General features: G+C 73.4%; 16 protein-coding genes. 6 read left to right on the top strand and 10 right to left on the bottom strand.

What is annotated here, in order from left to right; all coding sequences use genetic code 11:
* Positions 1-88 precede the first annotated feature (88 nt).
* From E1295_RS20190 to E1295_RS20185, 3 genes are read left to right on the top strand one after another with little or no spacing between them, the layout of a single operon-like run.
* Positions 89-1,090, top strand: a complete 1,002-nt coding sequence (locus E1295_RS20190) for an ArsR/SmtB family transcription factor (protein ID WP_132631884.1) — start codon at positions 89-91, stop codon at positions 1,088-1,090.
* A 20-nt stretch (positions 1,091-1,110) separates the two neighbouring features.
* Complete coding sequence (locus E1295_RS48805) at positions 1,111-1,389, top strand: hypothetical protein (protein ID WP_166427317.1); 279 nt, start codon at positions 1,111-1,113, stop codon at positions 1,387-1,389.
* The gene (locus tag E1295_RS20185; protein WP_220448805.1) at positions 1,386-2,471 is read left to right on the top strand and encodes a transglycosylase SLT domain-containing protein; all 1,086 of its coding nucleotides are present in this window, start codon (positions 1,386-1,388) and stop codon (positions 2,469-2,471) included. The genes E1295_RS48805 and E1295_RS20185 overlap by 4 nt, the downstream gene beginning before the upstream one ends.
* Here the strand turns inward: E1295_RS20185 and eccB are convergent.
* Positions 2,465-3,865, bottom strand: coding sequence for a type VII secretion protein EccB (eccB, locus tag E1295_RS20180; RefSeq protein WP_132631883.1), 1,401 nt, complete (start codon positions 3,863-3,865; stop codon positions 2,465-2,467). The two genes, E1295_RS20185 and eccB, sit on opposite strands and share 7 nt — an antisense overlap.
* Positions 3,866-4,014: 149 nt before the next feature.
* Here eccB and E1295_RS20175 point away from each other — a divergent pair, with 149 nt between their 5' ends.
* A complete protein-coding gene (locus E1295_RS20175; RefSeq protein ID WP_132631882.1) occupies positions 4,015-4,332 on the top strand; it encodes a hypothetical protein in 318 nt (105 codons plus the stop codon).
* Entirely contained in the window at positions 4,329-5,171 is an 843-nt protein-coding gene (locus E1295_RS20170) for a hypothetical protein (RefSeq protein ID WP_132631881.1), read from the top strand. Before E1295_RS20175 ends, E1295_RS20170 begins: the two co-directional genes overlap by 4 nt.
* Here E1295_RS20170 and eccD read toward each other — a convergent pair.
* Positions 5,168-6,553, bottom strand: a complete 1,386-nt coding sequence (gene eccD, locus E1295_RS20165; protein WP_132631880.1) for a type VII secretion integral membrane protein EccD — start codon at positions 6,551-6,553, stop codon at positions 5,168-5,170. The genes E1295_RS20170 and eccD overlap by 4 nt on opposite strands.
* Positions 6,554-6,657: 104 nt before the next feature.
* On the opposite strand from eccD, the gene eccCa reads away from it, so the two are divergent.
* Positions 6,658-10,641: a type VII secretion protein EccCa gene (gene eccCa, locus E1295_RS20160; RefSeq protein ID WP_132631879.1), complete on the top strand. Its 3,984-nt coding sequence runs from the start codon at positions 6,658-6,660 to the stop codon at positions 10,639-10,641.
* A gap of 31 nt (positions 10,642-10,672) precedes the next feature.
* Here the strand turns inward: eccCa and E1295_RS20155 are convergent, their stop codons facing one another.
* From E1295_RS20155 to mycP, 8 genes are all read right to left on the bottom strand, one after another.
* A complete protein-coding gene (locus E1295_RS20155; RefSeq protein ID WP_132631878.1) occupies positions 10,673-11,101 on the bottom strand; it encodes a YbaB/EbfC family nucleoid-associated protein in 429 nt (142 codons plus the stop codon).
* A gap of 25 nt (positions 11,102-11,126) precedes the next feature.
* Positions 11,127-11,903, bottom strand: coding sequence for a hypothetical protein (locus E1295_RS20150; protein WP_132631877.1), 777 nt, complete (start codon positions 11,901-11,903; stop codon positions 11,127-11,129).
* 12 nt (positions 11,904-11,915) lie between these two features.
* Entirely contained in the window at positions 11,916-12,275 is a 360-nt protein-coding gene (locus E1295_RS20145; protein WP_132631876.1) for a hypothetical protein, read from the bottom strand.
* 4 nt (positions 12,276-12,279) lie between these two features.
* Positions 12,280-13,554 carry a WXG100 family type VII secretion target gene (locus E1295_RS48800; protein ID WP_166427316.1) on the bottom strand — a complete coding sequence of 425 codons (1,275 nt, stop codon included), beginning with the start codon at positions 13,552-13,554 and terminating at the stop codon, positions 12,280-12,282.
* A 10-nt stretch (positions 13,555-13,564) separates the two neighbouring features.
* Positions 13,565-13,900, bottom strand: coding sequence for a hypothetical protein (locus E1295_RS20130; RefSeq protein ID WP_132631873.1), 336 nt, complete (start codon positions 13,898-13,900; stop codon positions 13,565-13,567).
* Between the two features lie 6 nt (positions 13,901-13,906).
* Positions 13,907-14,206, bottom strand: coding sequence for a WXG100 family type VII secretion target (locus E1295_RS20125; RefSeq protein ID WP_132631872.1), 300 nt, complete (start codon positions 14,204-14,206; stop codon positions 13,907-13,909).
* A 16-nt stretch (positions 14,207-14,222) separates the two neighbouring features.
* Complete coding sequence (locus E1295_RS20120; RefSeq protein ID WP_132631871.1) at positions 14,223-14,546, bottom strand: WXG100 family type VII secretion target; 324 nt, start codon at positions 14,544-14,546, stop codon at positions 14,223-14,225.
* A gap of 109 nt (positions 14,547-14,655) precedes the next feature.
* Positions 14,656-15,767, bottom strand: a 1,112-nt coding sequence (gene mycP / locus E1295_RS20115; protein ID WP_132631870.1) for a type VII secretion-associated serine protease mycosin, incomplete at its 5' end; no start/stop codon positions are given.

Here is a 15,767-nt window from a genome sequence, read left to right as displayed (position 1 = left end):
CACCGTACACCCGTCCGGAGTGTCCGCATCACCTAGAGCTTCGCGAAGCACTGCTTTAGTGATGACAGCGCTGCCTACAGTCCGGCCCATGGGAACTCGCGTCAGGAGTTCCGAGGCGTGGTGCGAACTGCGTTTCACCTCCACGCCGCAGATCTCCATCTCCATCTCCCCCCACCTGACCGTGCTCGCCATGATCGCCGACGCCCTCGCGGGCCGTCGCCGCGGCCTGCCCGAGCTCTGGCGCAGGGCGATCAGCGCGCGCGTCGGCCCGCACGGGCACGAGGCCGTGCGACCGCTGGCCGTGCCCGGTCGCACGGTCGCGCCCGACAGTCTCGTGGCGAGATCCCCGATCGACGCGGACGTCACCGTGCAGAGTCAGATCAGCGCGCTCCAGGACACCCCGCCGGACGCCCTGATCAAGGACCTGGAGCAGACGTTCGGGCCGGGGACGCCGCCCGCGCACTGGCGCGCGGCCGCCGAACGGCCGCGCCACTGGCTGCGTGGTTACGCCGGCGCCCTGGCCGACGTCTGGAACACCACGGAGCCCCTGTGGAAGCGGGCCCGCCCGCTGCTGGAAAGGGAGATCGAGCGCGTCGGCGTGGCGACCGTGCGCGGCGGCCCCGAACTGCTGTTCGGCTCGCTCAGTGACCGCATCGTCAGCACCGAGCGCGGCCTGCTCATCTCCGACCTCGAAGCCGGCGGGTTCGAGCTGGGCGAGCGCAGGATCGTCCTGGTGCCGACGCTGGCGGGCAAGGACTCCGTGATCGTCAGCCTGGACGACCCGGAGGCGGTGTGGATCGCCTATCCGGTACGGGGCGCCGACTCGTTGTGGCGCAAACCGGTCAGGCCCTCGGTGGACGAGCTGTCCGCGCTCGTCGGCCCCATCAGGGCCGACCTGCTCTGCGCCCTCGACCAGCCCATGACCATGTCCATGCTGGCCGCGGACATGAAGATCGCCCCGAGCGGTCTCACGTACCACTGCGACCGGCTGCGCGCCGGGCGGTTGATCACGCGGGAGCGTCGCGGGCGTGAGGTGTGGATCGCCCGCACCCGCCGGGCGGAGGAGTTGCTGGAGCTCTTCCGGCGCTGAGCACAGAGAGGGGAGTGAGCGTGGGACTCACTTTTCACCGCGGCGCGCTGGAGACCTGCGCGACCGCGGCCAGGTCGGCGTCACGGGCCTTCGCGGGGCCGGCGGGCCAGGCGCCGGACGTGGCGGCCTTCGGCCACGTGTCCGGGTCGGCGGCGATGGCGACGGCCGCGGGCGACCTGCTCCGGGCCGCCGAGCAGGCGGCCAGGACCCTGGGCGGCCGTCTGGAGGCGGTGGAGCGCACTCTCGACGCCGTCGAGCGCACGGTCGTCGCCGCCGACGACGCCGCGGTCCGGCGGTGAGCGTTCTCGACGACGTCAGAGCCGCGCCGGGCGGCGGCGAGCTGGCCGACCTCGCGGCCAAGGTGATCGGGACGCCGGAGACGATCACCGCGGCGGCGACTGCCTGGCGCACCGCCGCGGGCACCGCCAGGGAGCACACCGGCGCGCTGCGCGGTGCGGTCTCCGACGTGGACGAGGCCTGGCAGGGGGCCGGCGCCGACGCGTTCACCGGCTACATGGGCCGCCTCGCGGGCTGCGGCGAGCGCTACGAGCAGGCACTGCGGGACTGCGCGGGCCATCTCGACGCCGCCGCGAGCACACTCGGCTCGGCGGAGACGCTGGCGCTCGAGACCTGCCAGGGGTACGCCGCCGCCGCACGGGAAGTGCGCGGGCGCACTCCCCCGCCCACCGAGCAGCAGGTCACCGAGAGCATGCGGCCGACGCTCGGCGAGGCCCGCGCGGCGCTGCAGAAGCTGGTCACCGACACCGGCAAGACGCTCGACGACCTGGCGGGCAAACTCCGGAGCGCGCTCGGCACGATCCCGGACGTCGCCAAGGAGCTGCCCGAGCCGGACGCGCAGTCCTTCGCGCCCGCCCCGGGCAGGAGGCTCGACTGGTCCCCCGCCGAGGGGAAGCCGCCCGCCACCACGCTGGCCTCGTCGCCGGGCGCGGTGGGCGGTGCCGGCGGCTTCGGCGGGTACGGCCCCAGCGGCCCGCCGCCGCCCGGAGGCGGGCCCGCCCCTCAGGGCCAGGTCGCCGGCTGGATCAACCAGGCGATCGCCGTTCTCAGGGCGCACGGCTACCCCCTGGAGAAGATGAACGCGAACGACATCTGGATGATCATCAGGCACGAGTCGGGCGGGAACCCGCACGCCATCAACAACTGGGACTCCAACGCGGCGAAGGGCACGCCCTCCAAAGGGCTGATGCAGACCATCGACCCGACGTTCGACGCCCACAAGCTGCCGGGACACGGCAACATCTACGACCCGGTCGACAACATCATCGCGGGCGTGCGCTACGCCATCGACCGCTACGGCTCGGTCTCGAACGTGCCGGGCGTGGTCGGCATGAAGACCGGCAGCGGCTACCGCGGCTACTGAGCCTGCTCGAACGCGGGTTTCGCCGCCCGCGCGGGGTCGAGCACGGGGCCCTCGGGGATGAGCTGGAGCACGTTCGCCGGGACGGGCGTGGCCTGGCTCGCGTCGTAGCCGAGCTTGCCCAGCACGTCTGCGCCCGGCACGGCGTAGCGGCGTCCGTCGGCGGTGACCAGGTAGTAGGACCGGACCGCCTTCAGCTGGCCGTCGCCGGGCAGGACGCCGGCCAGCACGGCCTTGCCCGGCGGCAGGCGTACGAGGTCGGTGGCGTCGCCGTGCGCCTGCGGCAGCGTGGCGCCGGTGGTGAGGCGGGCGCGGGTGGATCCCGTGCCCGTGTCGGTGTAGACGGCGCACAGCGGGCGGGCCGGGTCGTAGGCGGTCATGCGCGGCATGACGGGCGGCAGGCCGTCGGCGGGGATCGTGGTCCGCGAGCGGGGGGCGGCGTTGGCGGTGGCCGCGTCGATGGCGATCTCCATCACGGCGCCGCCGCGGTAGGCCTGCCTGCTCTCGGGGTCGCTGAGCAGCAGCGTGGCCTGGCCCTGGGTGACGGGGGCGAGCCCGTCGCCCAGCATGACGTACCAGCGGGGCTCGCCGCCGGCCACGCCGGCGGCGCGGAACACCTGGCCCACGGCGGCGGCCTTGCCCCCGGGGCCGGTGACCGGCCTGCCGCGGCCGCTGATGTCGGGGGCGGCCAGGTCGGGACCCTCCGGCAGCGCGTTGAGCCAGGCGACCGGCACCGGGGCGGGCGTCGTGGGGGTGAGCCCGCGGGCGATGCCGCCCGCCACGCGCATGCGGGTGCCGCGCCAGATGGCCCACTGCCGGCCGCCCACGTCGACGAGGATCGCGTCGCCGTCCGCGACCTGCTCGCCGCCGACCCCGCGACCGGCGACCAGCGTCACGTACGGCTTGCGCCCGGTCGGCTCAGCGCGTTCCTGCACGCAGACCGCCCAGGGCCCCTTGGCCAGGTGCTCGGGGGTGGGCAGCGAGTCGGGGGCGCCGGGGATGCCGATGGGCGCCCCGCGCTCGTACCCGGCCAGGGCCTCCCGCGCCACGACCCGTTCCTTGATCTGCCCTGAGGCGAGCACGAGGCGGGCTGAGGCGTAGTTGGCGACGGGGATGAGCCTGCGCTGGTCGTGGCTGTAGACGTAGCCGGCGCCCGTCTCGCGTTCGATGACGAGCGTGCCGGGCTCCTCGATCGACTTCGTGCCGCTGGGGCGCAGCAGGCCGTAGACGGCGAAGCCGACGCACAGCAGGACCGCCACCATGATCCCGGCCAGGAACCCGATGTTCTGCCGGCGCAGCGGCCACTCGGGCTGGTTGGGCTGGGCGCGCAGCAGAGCCAGCCCGATGCGCTGGATGGTGAGGCGGTACGCCTGGTAAAGGTCGCGCTGGCTGTGCACTAACGCCCCTTGCTTCCCACTAGTACTTACTAAACCCAATTTATCGGGATAAAAGATGCGAAGCCGCACGGTATCGCAGAGGCGAACAATAGCGGGCCGGTGAATGACGTTCCCGGCCGCTCCCCCGGCGGCGTCGCACAATGATGATCGTGGATCAGGACACCCGCTACATCACCCCCGACGCGATCGGCGAGGTCCGCCGCGACCTCAGGGAGGACCTGCTGCCGCTCTTCGCGGAGATCCGCCGGATCCTCGAGGAGAACAGGTCGCTCGACTTCCCCGCCTGGGGGCCGCTGGGCGAGTGGACGGCGGGCGCGCTCTACCGGTCGCTCATCGACGCGTTCGTCCGTGACACCGACGCGGCGCTCGGCGTCGTCAGGACGTGGGAGGGCGAGCACCTGCGCTTCGCCGAGCACAACTGGCGCGCGGCCGAGGACCTCGCCGTACGGCGGGTGGGGCGGCCGTGACCCGCAGGGTCGCCGGCCTGGCCAGGGACGGCTCACCGCTGCGCCCCTCGCCGAAGCTCCCGCCCGACCCCGGAGCCGTGCGGGACATCCTGCGCAGGGCGGGGCGGCTGGAGCCGTCCGTGCTCGCCGGCCTGGCGGCCACCGCCCCCGCAGTGGCGAACGTGCCGGCCATCTGGACGGCCGCCGCCAACCTCCAGGCGGGCGTGGGCGGCCGGCTCGACAAGGGCGCCAACAACGTGCTCACCGGCCTGATCAACGCGTCGGGGCAGAGGTGGATCGCCGAGGACCAGAAGGCGTTCGCCGACGCGGCCGCCGTGCTCCGGACGCACCTCGACGTCCTGCGCACCAACGTGCAGTGGGCGGCGGGGCACGTCGACGGCGTCGGCGACGGTTTCGCCGTCTACTGGGGAGCGGCATTCAAGATCGCGCAGGAGACGTACCTGCGGCTGGCCGCGCTGCGGGTGCTCGCGCTGGCCCCGCAGACCAGGGTGGCGGCGAGGATCGCGATGCGCAGGACGGGCGCGCAGGCAAGCGCGGCGCTGGCCGCGTCGACCGAGCGGCTGGGGCGGTTTCTCGGCTCGCTCGGCTCCAAGGACGTGCTGAGCGGCGTCGCGGCCGGGATCGGCGGCTCGGCCGCCGTGCAGCTCGCCTTCATGCGGCCGGACGGGGGCGCGGCGGTCGACTTCACCGAGGCGGCCGCCCGGACGGCGAGGGCGGGCACGTTCGCCGAGCCCGAGCGGGGCAGGCCCCTGCCGGACGCCGCCCGGTCCTTCGAGTGGCGGGTCAGGACGCCCGGCGGCGACATGAGCCTGGATGACGTGGTCAGGGACAGGAGCTAGCCGACCAGGCCGCGGATGGTCTCGTACAGGTCCAGTACGGCCAGCGCCAGCGGGATCAGCGCGATCATCAGCAGGATGTCGGCGATGTCGCCCACCCGCCCCCAGAACGGGGACGGCCGCCCCGACGTCAGCCACAACGCCGTGCCCGCCACGCCCAGGGCGAGCACCACCAGCGCGGGGACGATCCCGTAGAGCACCGTCCCGTCCGCCGCCACGGGCACGGTCCCGGCGGCGGCCAGCACCACCCCCGCCAGAGCCGTGGTCAGCAGCCGGACGCGCTGGCCACGGCCCTCGAACACGCGGGCCCGCATGAGCATCGACAACGACAACGCCGCGCTCATCGCGGTCGCGGCCCAGGCGCCGTCGAGGACGAGCAGCACCTGGGCGGCGAGCACGACGAGCGCCGCCCCGCCCAGCAGCCCGGCGCAGAAGCGGTCGGCGGCCACCGTCTTGTCGATCACCAGCTCGCCGTCGAGGTCGCCGCCCTCGCGCCGCAGTTCCTCGGCCGTCGTCGGCAGCGCGGGCAGCGGCATGCCCGCCAGCCGGAACGACAGCGACGGGATCACCGTCGTCAGCCCCACCGCGAGGGCGGCCAGCACCGCCGCCACTCCGGCCGCGGCCAGGTCGAAGCCCATGACCAGCCCCGACGCCGGCAGCCCGCAGAATGCGGCGGCGGCCACGCCGAGGAAACCCGGCAGCCCCTCCGCGACCGCGAACCCGGTCGCCGTGGCCAGCATCAGCACCACGCCACAGGCGGACAGCAGGTTGGCCGGCTGGAGGATGGCGCCGTCCGTGGCCGGTCCGAGCAGCCCGGCGACGAACCCGTACGGCAGGGCGGCGTACCCGATGATCGCACCCGAGCGCGCGTCGCCGAGCGCCCTCGACAGCGCCGTCGCGACCAGCAGCAGGACCAGCGCGACGACGCCCGCGACCAGGGCCGCGGGCGTCCAGGGCGGGCCGGTGGCGAGCAGCGCGGCGGCGCCCACGCCGAGCAGGGCGGCGGCGGCGCGCAGGCCGTACGACCTGGTGGTGGCGGGTTCCCAGCGGCCGGTGCGCTCCAGCACGCCCGTCGCCACGGCGTCGGCCACGTCGTCGAAGACGACCTCGGGCAGCTCGTGCCCGCGCGGGCGCAGGTGCAGGAGTTCGCCGTCGCGCACGGCCAGCTCGGACAGCGTGGCGTTGAGGTCGAACGGCGGGCCGCCGAGCCGCTGGAGCACCCAGCCGCCATGGGCCAGGCCCGCCTCCGCGAGCCCCTCCCCCGCGATGCGCAGGAGGGTGGGCAGCAGGTTGCCGAGCGGCATGTCGGGCGGCAGGCCGACATCCAGGAATCCGCGCGGGGTCACGACGGTGACCCGGCACAGGTCGGTTCCGGTGGCACTCATCCAGCCGAGTTTATGGATTGCTCATCGTGCGCGACGCGCTAAAAACATCGAGGAATTTTGAAATATCGCATAAAACGCTATGTCAGCGGCTTTTATGGGCCCTGATGAGTGGCAGCCTGATCGTGGTCCGCAGGCCCGAGCGGCGCACCCCGCCCGAGCCTCCCGCCGGCGAGGTGCTGCTGGAGTCGCCCCCGGAGATCCCCGAGACCGTGACCGGCGGCGGGCTGACGCAGCTGCTGACGTACCTGCCCATGATCGCCGGAGCCGGGGCGATGGCGCTGATGGTCACCGGCGGCGGCACCGGCAACCCGATCATGATGGTGTCCAGCGGCCTGTTCGCGGTCTCCATGATCGGCATGACCGTGGGCCAGATGATGCGCAACGCCGGCGAGCGCAAGAACCAGCTCAACGGCCAGCGCCGCGACTACTACCGCTACCTCGAACAGGTCAGGAAGCGGGTCCGCCGCGCCGCGGCGCAGCAGCACCGGGCCATGACGTGGAACCATCCCGACCCCGCCGCGCTCTGGTCGCTGGTGATGACCAGCCGGCTGTGGGAGCGGCGGCCGCGCGACGACGACTTCGCCCAGATCAGGATCGCCACCTCGGCACAGCGGCTGGCGCTGCCGATGATCCCGCCGGAGACCAAGCCGATCGAGGACCTCGACCCGATGACGGCGGGGGCGCTGCGGCGCTTCGTCCGCACGCACGCCACCGTGCCGGGCTTGCCCGTCGCGCTGGCGCTGCACTCGTTCGCCAGGATCTCCGTCACCGGGGATCCCGCGGCCGTGCGCGACCTCGTCCGGGCCGCGCTGGCGCAGGCGGCCGCGCTGCACTCGCCGGAGGATCTGCGGATCTCGGTGTGCGCCGGCGGCGAACGGGCCGCCGAATGGGAGCCGGTGAAGTGGCTGCCGCACGCCCTGCACCCGACCGAGGAGGACGGCGCGGGCCCGGTGCGGCTGGTCGTACGCGACCTCGGCGAGCTGGACACCCTGCTGGGCTTCGAGCTGAAGGACCGGTCCCGGTTCAGCAAGGGGCTCTCGCCGGACGCGCTGCCGTACCACGTCGTGGTGGTGGACGGCGGCACGGTGCCCGCGGGCAGCCAGCTCGCCCTGGACGTCATCGAGGGCGTCACCGTCGTCGAGCTCGGCGGCACGGTTCCGCAGGCCCCCTCGCAGCTCACCCTGCGCCTGGAGGTCGGTCCCGACGAGGTGGTCAGGGTCGTCGAGGACGAACTCGGCAAGGAGCAGAGGACGGGGCTCGGCCGGCCCGACCGGATGGCGCGGCCCGCGTTCGCCGCCCTGGTCAGGCAGCTCGCGCCGATGCGGTCGGGCACCGGCGGCAAGGAGGAGCAGCAGGACGTGTTCGCCACGAACACGACCCTCACCGACCTGCTCAGGATCGGCGACGCGCGGCGCCTGTCACCCGCCTCCACCTGGCAGCCCCGCCCGGCCAGGAACCGGCTGCGGGTCCCGATCGGGCTCGGCGCCGACGGGCGGCCGGTCGAGCTGGACATCAAGGAGGCCGCCCAGGGCGGCATGGGGCCGCACGGGCTGGTGGTCGGAGCGACCGGCTCCGGCAAGTCGGAACTGCTGCGCACGCTGGTGCTGGCGCTGGCGGTCACGCACTCGTCCGAGACGCTGAACTTCGTGCTCGTCGACTTCAAGGGCGGCGCCACGTTCCTCGGCCTCGACACGCTGCCGCACGTCTCCGCCGTCATCACCAACCTGGAGGACGAGCTGCCGCTGGTGGACCGCATGCACGACGCGCTCCACGGCGAGATGGTACGCAGGCAGGAACTGCTGCGCGCGGCCGGCAACTACGCCTCCCTGCGCGACTACGAGCAGGCCCGCGAGCAGGGCGCCGACCTGCGTCCGCTGCCGACGCTGTTCATCGTGCTCGACGAGTTCAGCGAACTGCTGACGGCCAAACCGGAGTTCGTCGAGCTGTTCGTGATGATCGGCCGGCTGGGCCGGTCGCTCGGCGTGCACCTGCTGCTGGCCTCCCAGCGGCTCGAATCGGGGCGGCTGCGCGGGCTCGACACCCACCTGTCGTACCGGATCGGGCTGCGCACCTTCTCGGCGGCCGAGAGCCGGGCCGTGCTCGGGGTGGCGGACGCGTACTCGCTGCCGCCCGAGCCGGGCAACGCCTACCTGATGTTCGAGACCACCGGCATGACCCGGTTCAAGGCCGCGTACGTGTCGGGGCCGTACCAGCCGGACGCGGCGCGCAACCGCGCGACGCCGGCCCGCTCGGGCCACCGCGGAAAGATCATCTGGTACGGCCCCGAGCGCGTCCCCCTGCCGCCCGTGACCGAGGCGCCCCCGCGGGAGGACGAGGAGGAGAAGCAGGCTAAACAGGACAGCCTGCTGGACATCGTGGTCGGGCGGCTGACCGGCCAGGGGCCCCCCGCACACCGCATCTGGCTGCCGCCGCTCAAGGAGCCCGCCTCGCTCGACCGGCTGCTGCCGCCCATCGAGGCCACCCCCGGGCACGGCCTCACCGCGGCGGGCGTCGCGAGCGAGCGGCCGGGGCGGCTGCACGCCGTGGCCGGCATCGTGGACAGCCCGTTCGACCAGCGGCGGGACCCGTACTGGCTGGACCTGTCGGGAGCGGGGGGCAACGTCGCCGTCGTCGGCGCGCCGCAGACCGGCAAGAGCACGCTGCTGCGCACGCTGATCGCCTCGCTCGCGCTCACGCACACCCCCAAGGAGGTGCAGTTCTACTGCCTGGACTTCGGCGGCGGCACCCTGTCGTCGTTGTCCGGGCTGCCGCACGTCGGCGGCGTCGCCACCCGGCTCGACGCCGACGCGGTGCGCAGGACGGTGGCCGAGCTGAAGACGCTGCTCGACCGCCGCGAGCGGCTGTTCGTGGAGCGCGGGATCGACTCCATGGCCACCTACCGCAGGATGGTCGCGTCGGGCGCGTACGAGGGCGACGGCTGGGGGGACGTGTTCCTCGTCGTGGACGGCTGGGCGATCGTGCGCCAGGAGTACGAGCAGCTCGAACCCGACCTCGGCGACCTCGTCACCCGCGGGCTCGGCTTCGGCATCCACCTCGTCGCCACCGCCAACCGGTGGATGGAGTTCCGTTCGGCCGTCCGCGACCTGCTCGGCACCCGGCTGGAGCTGCGGCTCGGCGACACGTTCGACAGCGAGATCGACCGCAAGGCGGCGGCCAACGTGCCCGAGGGGGCTCCTGGACGCGGGCTCACCCGCGAGGCGCTGCACTTCCTCGCCGCGCTGCCGCGCATCGACGGCCGTTCCACCGTGGACGACCTGCCCGACGGCGTGACCGCCCTCGTCGAGGCTGCCGCGGCGGCCTGGCACGACCACCCGGCCCCGCCCGTACGCCTGCTGCCCGCCCTGCTGCCCGCGCACACGCTGCCGCGCGGCACCGGGGACCCGGCCCGCGTGCCGATCGGCATCGACGAGGCCGCCCTGGCGCCGGTGTCGCTGGACTTCGACGCCGACCCGCACTTCGTCGTGTTCGGCGACACCGAGACCGGCAAGACCAACCTGCTGCGTCTGGTCGCCGGCGGCATCGCGGACACGCACACGCCTCTGCAGGCGCGCTTCGTCGTCATCGACTACCGCCGTACGCTGCTCGACGCCACCGACACCGAGCACCGCATCGGCTACGCCGCCTCGAGCACCGCCGCCGCCACCCTGCTGCAGGGCGTGCAGGAGGTGCTGCAGACGCGCCTGCCGCCGCCCGACCTCACCTCGGAACAACTGCGGACGCGCAGCTGGTGGACCGGGCAGGACCTGTACGTGATCGTGGACGACTACGACCTCGTGGCCACCTCCGCCAACCCGCTCACCGTGCTCGGCGACCTGCTGCCGCAGGCCAGGGACATCGGCCTGCACCTGGTGCTGGCCCGCTCGATGGGCGGTGCGGGGCGCAGCATGCTCGACCCGGTCGTGCGGCGGCTGAAGGAGATGAACTCCCCGACCGTGCTGCTGTCGGGGCCGAGGGACGAGGGTCAGCTGTTCGGCAACGTACGGCCGCGTAAGCTCCCGGTGGGACGCGGCCTCTACGTGGACCGGCGGTCGGGCGAGAAGCTCATCCAGACCGCCTACCTGGGGTGAAGGACTTCGAGGGTTCCGGGGGTTTCGGGTCTCAGGGGCCGAGGTCGCGCTGGATGCGGGCCAGTTCTGCCGTCGCCTGGTCCATCGCGGCCTCGTACGCCTCCCGCGCCTCCCTCATGCGCAGATCGGCGGGGTTGGCCTCGGCGGCCAGGTCGAGCGGGCCCTCCCCCAGGACGTCGCGGAGCAGCTCGGCCGACTTGGCCTGCATGTCGGCCAGGGCCTCGGCGATCAGGGTCAGGATCGTCTCCGAGAGCCGCTGCGAGCCCCACCGCATGGCGCGCGGGTCGATGTCCAGGCCGGTGACGCCCTGCGCGGAGCACTCGACCGTGACCAGCTTGGCCTGGTCACGCGCGACGCCCGTGACGGCGAGCACCTGCTGGTAGAGCTCGTCCATCTCGGCGGCGGGCCGCTGTGCCTCGCCCACCAGCCGGTCGATGGCCTCCTCCTCGAACGTCGCCATCACCCCGTCACCCTTTCCCCCGCCATCACGCGCTCTCCCCGGGCCCGGCCTGGTCCGCGGTCCCGGATCCGGTCAGCCCCGCGCTCCCCGTGGACCCGGGCAGGCCCGTGGTCGCCTGCGGTGAGCTCTCCAGCCGGGTGTCGCTGAGCCGGCCCGCGACCGCCGACTGAGCTTCCCACCCGGCCATCAGCGCGAACCCGCCGCCCAGCAGCGCCTTCGTGCGCGGCCGAGTCTTCGCCATCATCTGCACCGCCTTGCCGAGCACGCCCTTGCCGCCCTCGGCGAACGTTCTCGCCCTGGCCGCGATCGTCGCGGCCTGGTGGTCCGCCCTGCGGCCGAACCCGGTGGCGGCCACCTCGGCGGCCACCCTGGTGAACGGGTTCGCGGCGGCGAACCTGTGCATCAATCCCGCCAGGGCGATGCCCGTGCCGGTGGCGAAGACGGCCTTGCCGAGGACGTCGTACACGTTGGCGGTGACGCGCAGGGTGTCGGCCGTCGCCCTCGGCGAGGCGACCTTCTGCGCGGCGTCGTCGGAGTAGGCCAGCACGGTGTCCTTGTAGAGCTCGGCGCTGGCGGCGGACCACTCGACGTCGCGGGTGGCGGAGTCCACCCGGTCGGGGTGCCGCTCCAGTGCCGCGGCCAGCCGCTCCCACTCGTCGGCCGCCGCCTGCTGCTGGGCGGGCAGGCCGTACATGAGGGGCAGGATCAGCGTGGCGTAGCGGGCGCGGTTCCAGCCGAGGAGCTGCGAGCCGAACACCGCCGCACCCGTGCCCGCGATGACCGAGTCCGGTTGTTCAAGCACGGAGCCTCTCTTTCACGCCTGCATGCCGGTCTGGGACTGGGTTCGCGGGTCGGCCGGCATGCCTGCGGCCAGCCCCGCCGCGCTCGCGTCGCCGTCCGTGTAGTCGTTGGCCGTGCCGTACGCCCTGTCGTGGATGTCGGCCACCTCGTCGCGCTTGGCCGACAGATAGGTGCGCGCGGCCGCCTTGACGTCGTCGAAGGCCTGCCCGAGCGACCCGCCGAGCAACCCGAAGGCGCCGTACGCTCCGGAGGTGAGCTCCACCCGCCCGATGGCCCGGCTCATCTCCTCCAGGTCGTGCATGGGCGCGGCGACCATGTTGCGGCCCATCTCGCGGATCGACTCCACCTGGGCCGCGACCGAATTCTGGGTCATGGCCTCACCCCACCACCGGCGGGCCGGAGTCGATCGCCGGCCGGAAGAAGTCGTCGTCGCCCTTCGGCGCGAGCGAGCGGCGGCCCGCCCGTCCGTCCTGCGGGACCGCTCCGCCCATGGGCATGAACGGCACTCCGCCGCTCGCCGTCACGCCCGGCTCCCGCGCGCCGGCGGGCGTCACGGCCGGGGAGGGAGAGGCGCCCACGACCGGCACGGTGCCCGGCCGCACGGAGGGGCCGGTCTCGGCCGCGACGCTCCTGGTACGCGCCGGGTCCCTGGAGTCGGACGGATCATGACCCGTGGACGGGGACGGCCCGCCGTCGCGCCTGAACGAGGGCGTCGTGGCGGGCGGGCCGGACACGGGTACGCCGGCCGGGGGCGTTGCTGGAGGGCGCGCTGCCGCGGGGGCGGGCCCGGTCGCTGTCGTGGAGGGAACGGGCTGCGGCGTGCCCGCGATCCCCGTCGGCGGCCCGCCGCCCGGGTTCCCCGACCCGGGCCCTGCTCCCGGCCCTGTTCCTGGTCCTGGTCCTGGGCCTGTTCCTGATCCGGGTCCTGGTCCGGGTCCTGGTCCCGGCCCGCCGGCGAGGGCTCCCGGCGGCGAACCGGCGGGCGCGGGCTGGGAGCCCGGCGTCGCGGCCAGGTCGGTGGCGGCCGGAGCCGTGCCGTCGTACGGCGGGGTCCCGTGGCCGCCGCGCAGCGGCGTCGCGGCCCGCTCGGACGGCGGCAGGTACGGCGCGGGCGACGCCAGTTCCGCGTCCCAGGGCAGCCGCTCCGGGATGTCCTGGTACGCCTGGTGGTAGGTGCCGTTCAGCTTCGTCATGAACTCCCGCGCGTCGGCGTCGGGATCGTTGGCCGGCATCGACTGTCCCGCTCCCATGCCACTGGCCTCCACCCAGTACGTGCGCTGTTCCGTGGCCTGGTCGAATCGTTCCTTGGCCGAGGTCAGCTCGCGGCTCACCCTCTCCAGCGAGGGCGGGACGGCGTCCACGCCCTCCCGCAGCGCCTGAAGGTAGGTCTGGAGGCGCTTCATCCGGGCGAGCATGGCCCTGGCCGACTCCCCGCCCCACGCGCCGTCGGCCACCAGGCGGGCCGCGCTGTCGCCCAGGGTCGCGATCGTGGTGGTGAGCAGTTCGGAGGCCGACTTGTAGGCCTCCGAGACGGGCCCGAACTCCTCCGGCCTGGTCCCCATGACCATCCGCCGGATCTCCTCGCGCCCGCCGTACCCGTCGGCGTTCCCGCCCTGGAGGCAGCCGTTCCTGATCGGCTTCGGTTCCGGCACGCGTTGTCCTCTATTCCTTGCCCGGCGCAGCGGCGGCCCTCTGGTCGGCGTCCCGCATGGTGCCGGCGGTGGCCGCCAGGTCGTCGATGACCCGCTGGACCTGCTCCAGCACGAAGTCGAGCGAGTCGCAGGTGGCCATCCTGGCGCGGACCACCGTGCCGGCGTACCCCTGGGCGATGTCCCAGTCGCCCGGAGCCGCCGGGGACAGGTCGGGCACCTGGTATCTGGCCGCCTCCAGCCGGGGCAGTAGTTCCCTGGTCAGCTTGCCGGCCACGTCGAGGAGCGCCTCCGGCTCGCACTTCACCACGTCCCCCGCGGTGGCCGGGTCGATGAGCGGCTCGTCCACCGTGGGTCAGGTGCCCCAGCGGCGCATGTTGGCGTGCTCGGCGTCGCGCATGATCTGCGTCGCGTCGTGCAGCGCGGGACCGAAACGCTGCATGGTGTCGCCCATGGCCACCACGGCGCTGTTCCACTCGTTCTTGGCCGTCAGGTAGACGTCCTTGGCGGCGCCGTCCCAGGTCTCCAGGATCTTCAGGTCGCTTTCCAGGTCGGCGAGTTCGCCGGTCAGGTTCGCGTAGGCCCGGCCGAGCTCCGTGGCGATCTCATCCATCTCGTCGAAATTCGCGAGGATGATCTCTCCGCCACCGTTCATGGTGAATCTCCGTTCGTCAGACTTGGCCGGCGCTCAGCGCGGCCTTGAGCCGTGCGGCGACGTCGCTCGCGTTGGTGTTCGCCTCGTCGTACTGGATGCCCGAGCCCTTCAGGTTCTCCGCGATCGTGTGCAGCGCGTCGATGACCCTCTTGAACTGCGGGTTCCACTCGTTCAGCACCTGCGAGTAGACGGTGGCGGACTGGCCCTGCCACGCGGCGCCGAGCGTCGCCGGGATCTGGGTGAGCCGGTTGTGGATCTGCATGATGTTCTGGTGGGCGATCAGCGCGCGTTCTGCGGCGCTGTGCTGGCTGCCCGTCTCATACCGTGTGGGCTCTGGCACGTGCACCTCTCGGTCTCGTGGCCCGGAAATCGACCGGGTTCCCGTACTTTCCGATCAACGTAAGTGGGCCGGGACGAGGCGATCCACCCTTTCAACTTTCCTGTAAGTGTCACCGTGTCTCCCGTGCGGACGCCCGTGCGGGCCTCTGTGCGTTCCCCGCACGCCAGCCCCTGCCACGGGCCCTGGGCAGCATCAACGCCACGAAGACCACCAGTGCGGTGGCTCCGACCGCGCCCGCGGCGATGGCGACCGCGATGGCCTGTTTCCGCGCGTCCGGCACCGGCGCTCTGGCCAGCACGATCGGCGGGGCGGCGGCTTCTCTCTCCTCGGTGGCGGGGATCACCGAGGTGACCGCGAGCAGCGGGTTGACCAGGCCGGCTCCGGTGCCCGCCGCGCCGCCGCCCTCGGCGGTGCGCTCCAGCCTGCGCTTGATCTGCCAGTGGTCGAGCTCCGGATGCCTGGCTCTGATCAGCGCGACCACGCCGGACACGAAGGGGGCGGCGAAGCTGGTGCCGTCCAGTTCCGTACGGTAGCCGCCGCCGGTCCAGGCGCTGGTGATCCCGGCTCCCGGTGCGGTGACCGAGATGCGGGTGACGCCGTTGGAGAACTCCGACTTCGCGCCGTCGGGCGAGGCCGAGCCGACCGCGATCACGCCGGGATACTCCGCCGGGTACGCGGCCGCGACCGCGCCGTCGTCCTGTTTGACGTTGCCCGCCGCCGCCACGATCACCGTGTCCTTGTCGTGCGCGTACGTCACGGCCGACTTCAGGGCCGGATGGTCCTGGGCCTGCACGGACACGTTGATCACGTCCGCGCCGAGGTCGGCGGCCCGCCTGATGGCCCTGGCCAGCCGCGACACGTCGCCGGAGCGGCCCTCGGTCTGTTTGATCGACAGGATCCTGGCGTCCGGCGCGACCCCCATCACGGGCACGCCGCGCGAGGTGAGGTCGCGGCCGGCGATGATCCCGGCGACGGCCGTGCCGTGGCCGACGCAGTCGCGTCGGTCGGTTCCGGTGAGGTCCTCCTGCCGGACGACCACGCCGGACAACTGCGGGTGCGTGGCGTCCACGCCGCTGTCGACCACGGCCACCGTCACGCCTTCACCCCTGGTCAGCCGCCACACCCGATCGAAGCGCAGCCGCTGCTGGGGCCACGGCTCGCCGGTGACCTCCGCCACGCCGGGCTCGGGTTCGCAGCGCACCACGGGAGTGGTCGCGGGGG

This window comes from Nonomuraea mesophila (assembly GCF_004352805.1).
Taxonomy (GTDB): domain Bacteria; phylum Actinomycetota; class Actinomycetes; order Streptosporangiales; family Streptosporangiaceae; genus Nonomuraea; species Nonomuraea longispora.
The sequence above is the reverse complement of the archived record's forward strand: the minus strand, read 5'-3'. Positions and strand labels throughout refer to the sequence as shown.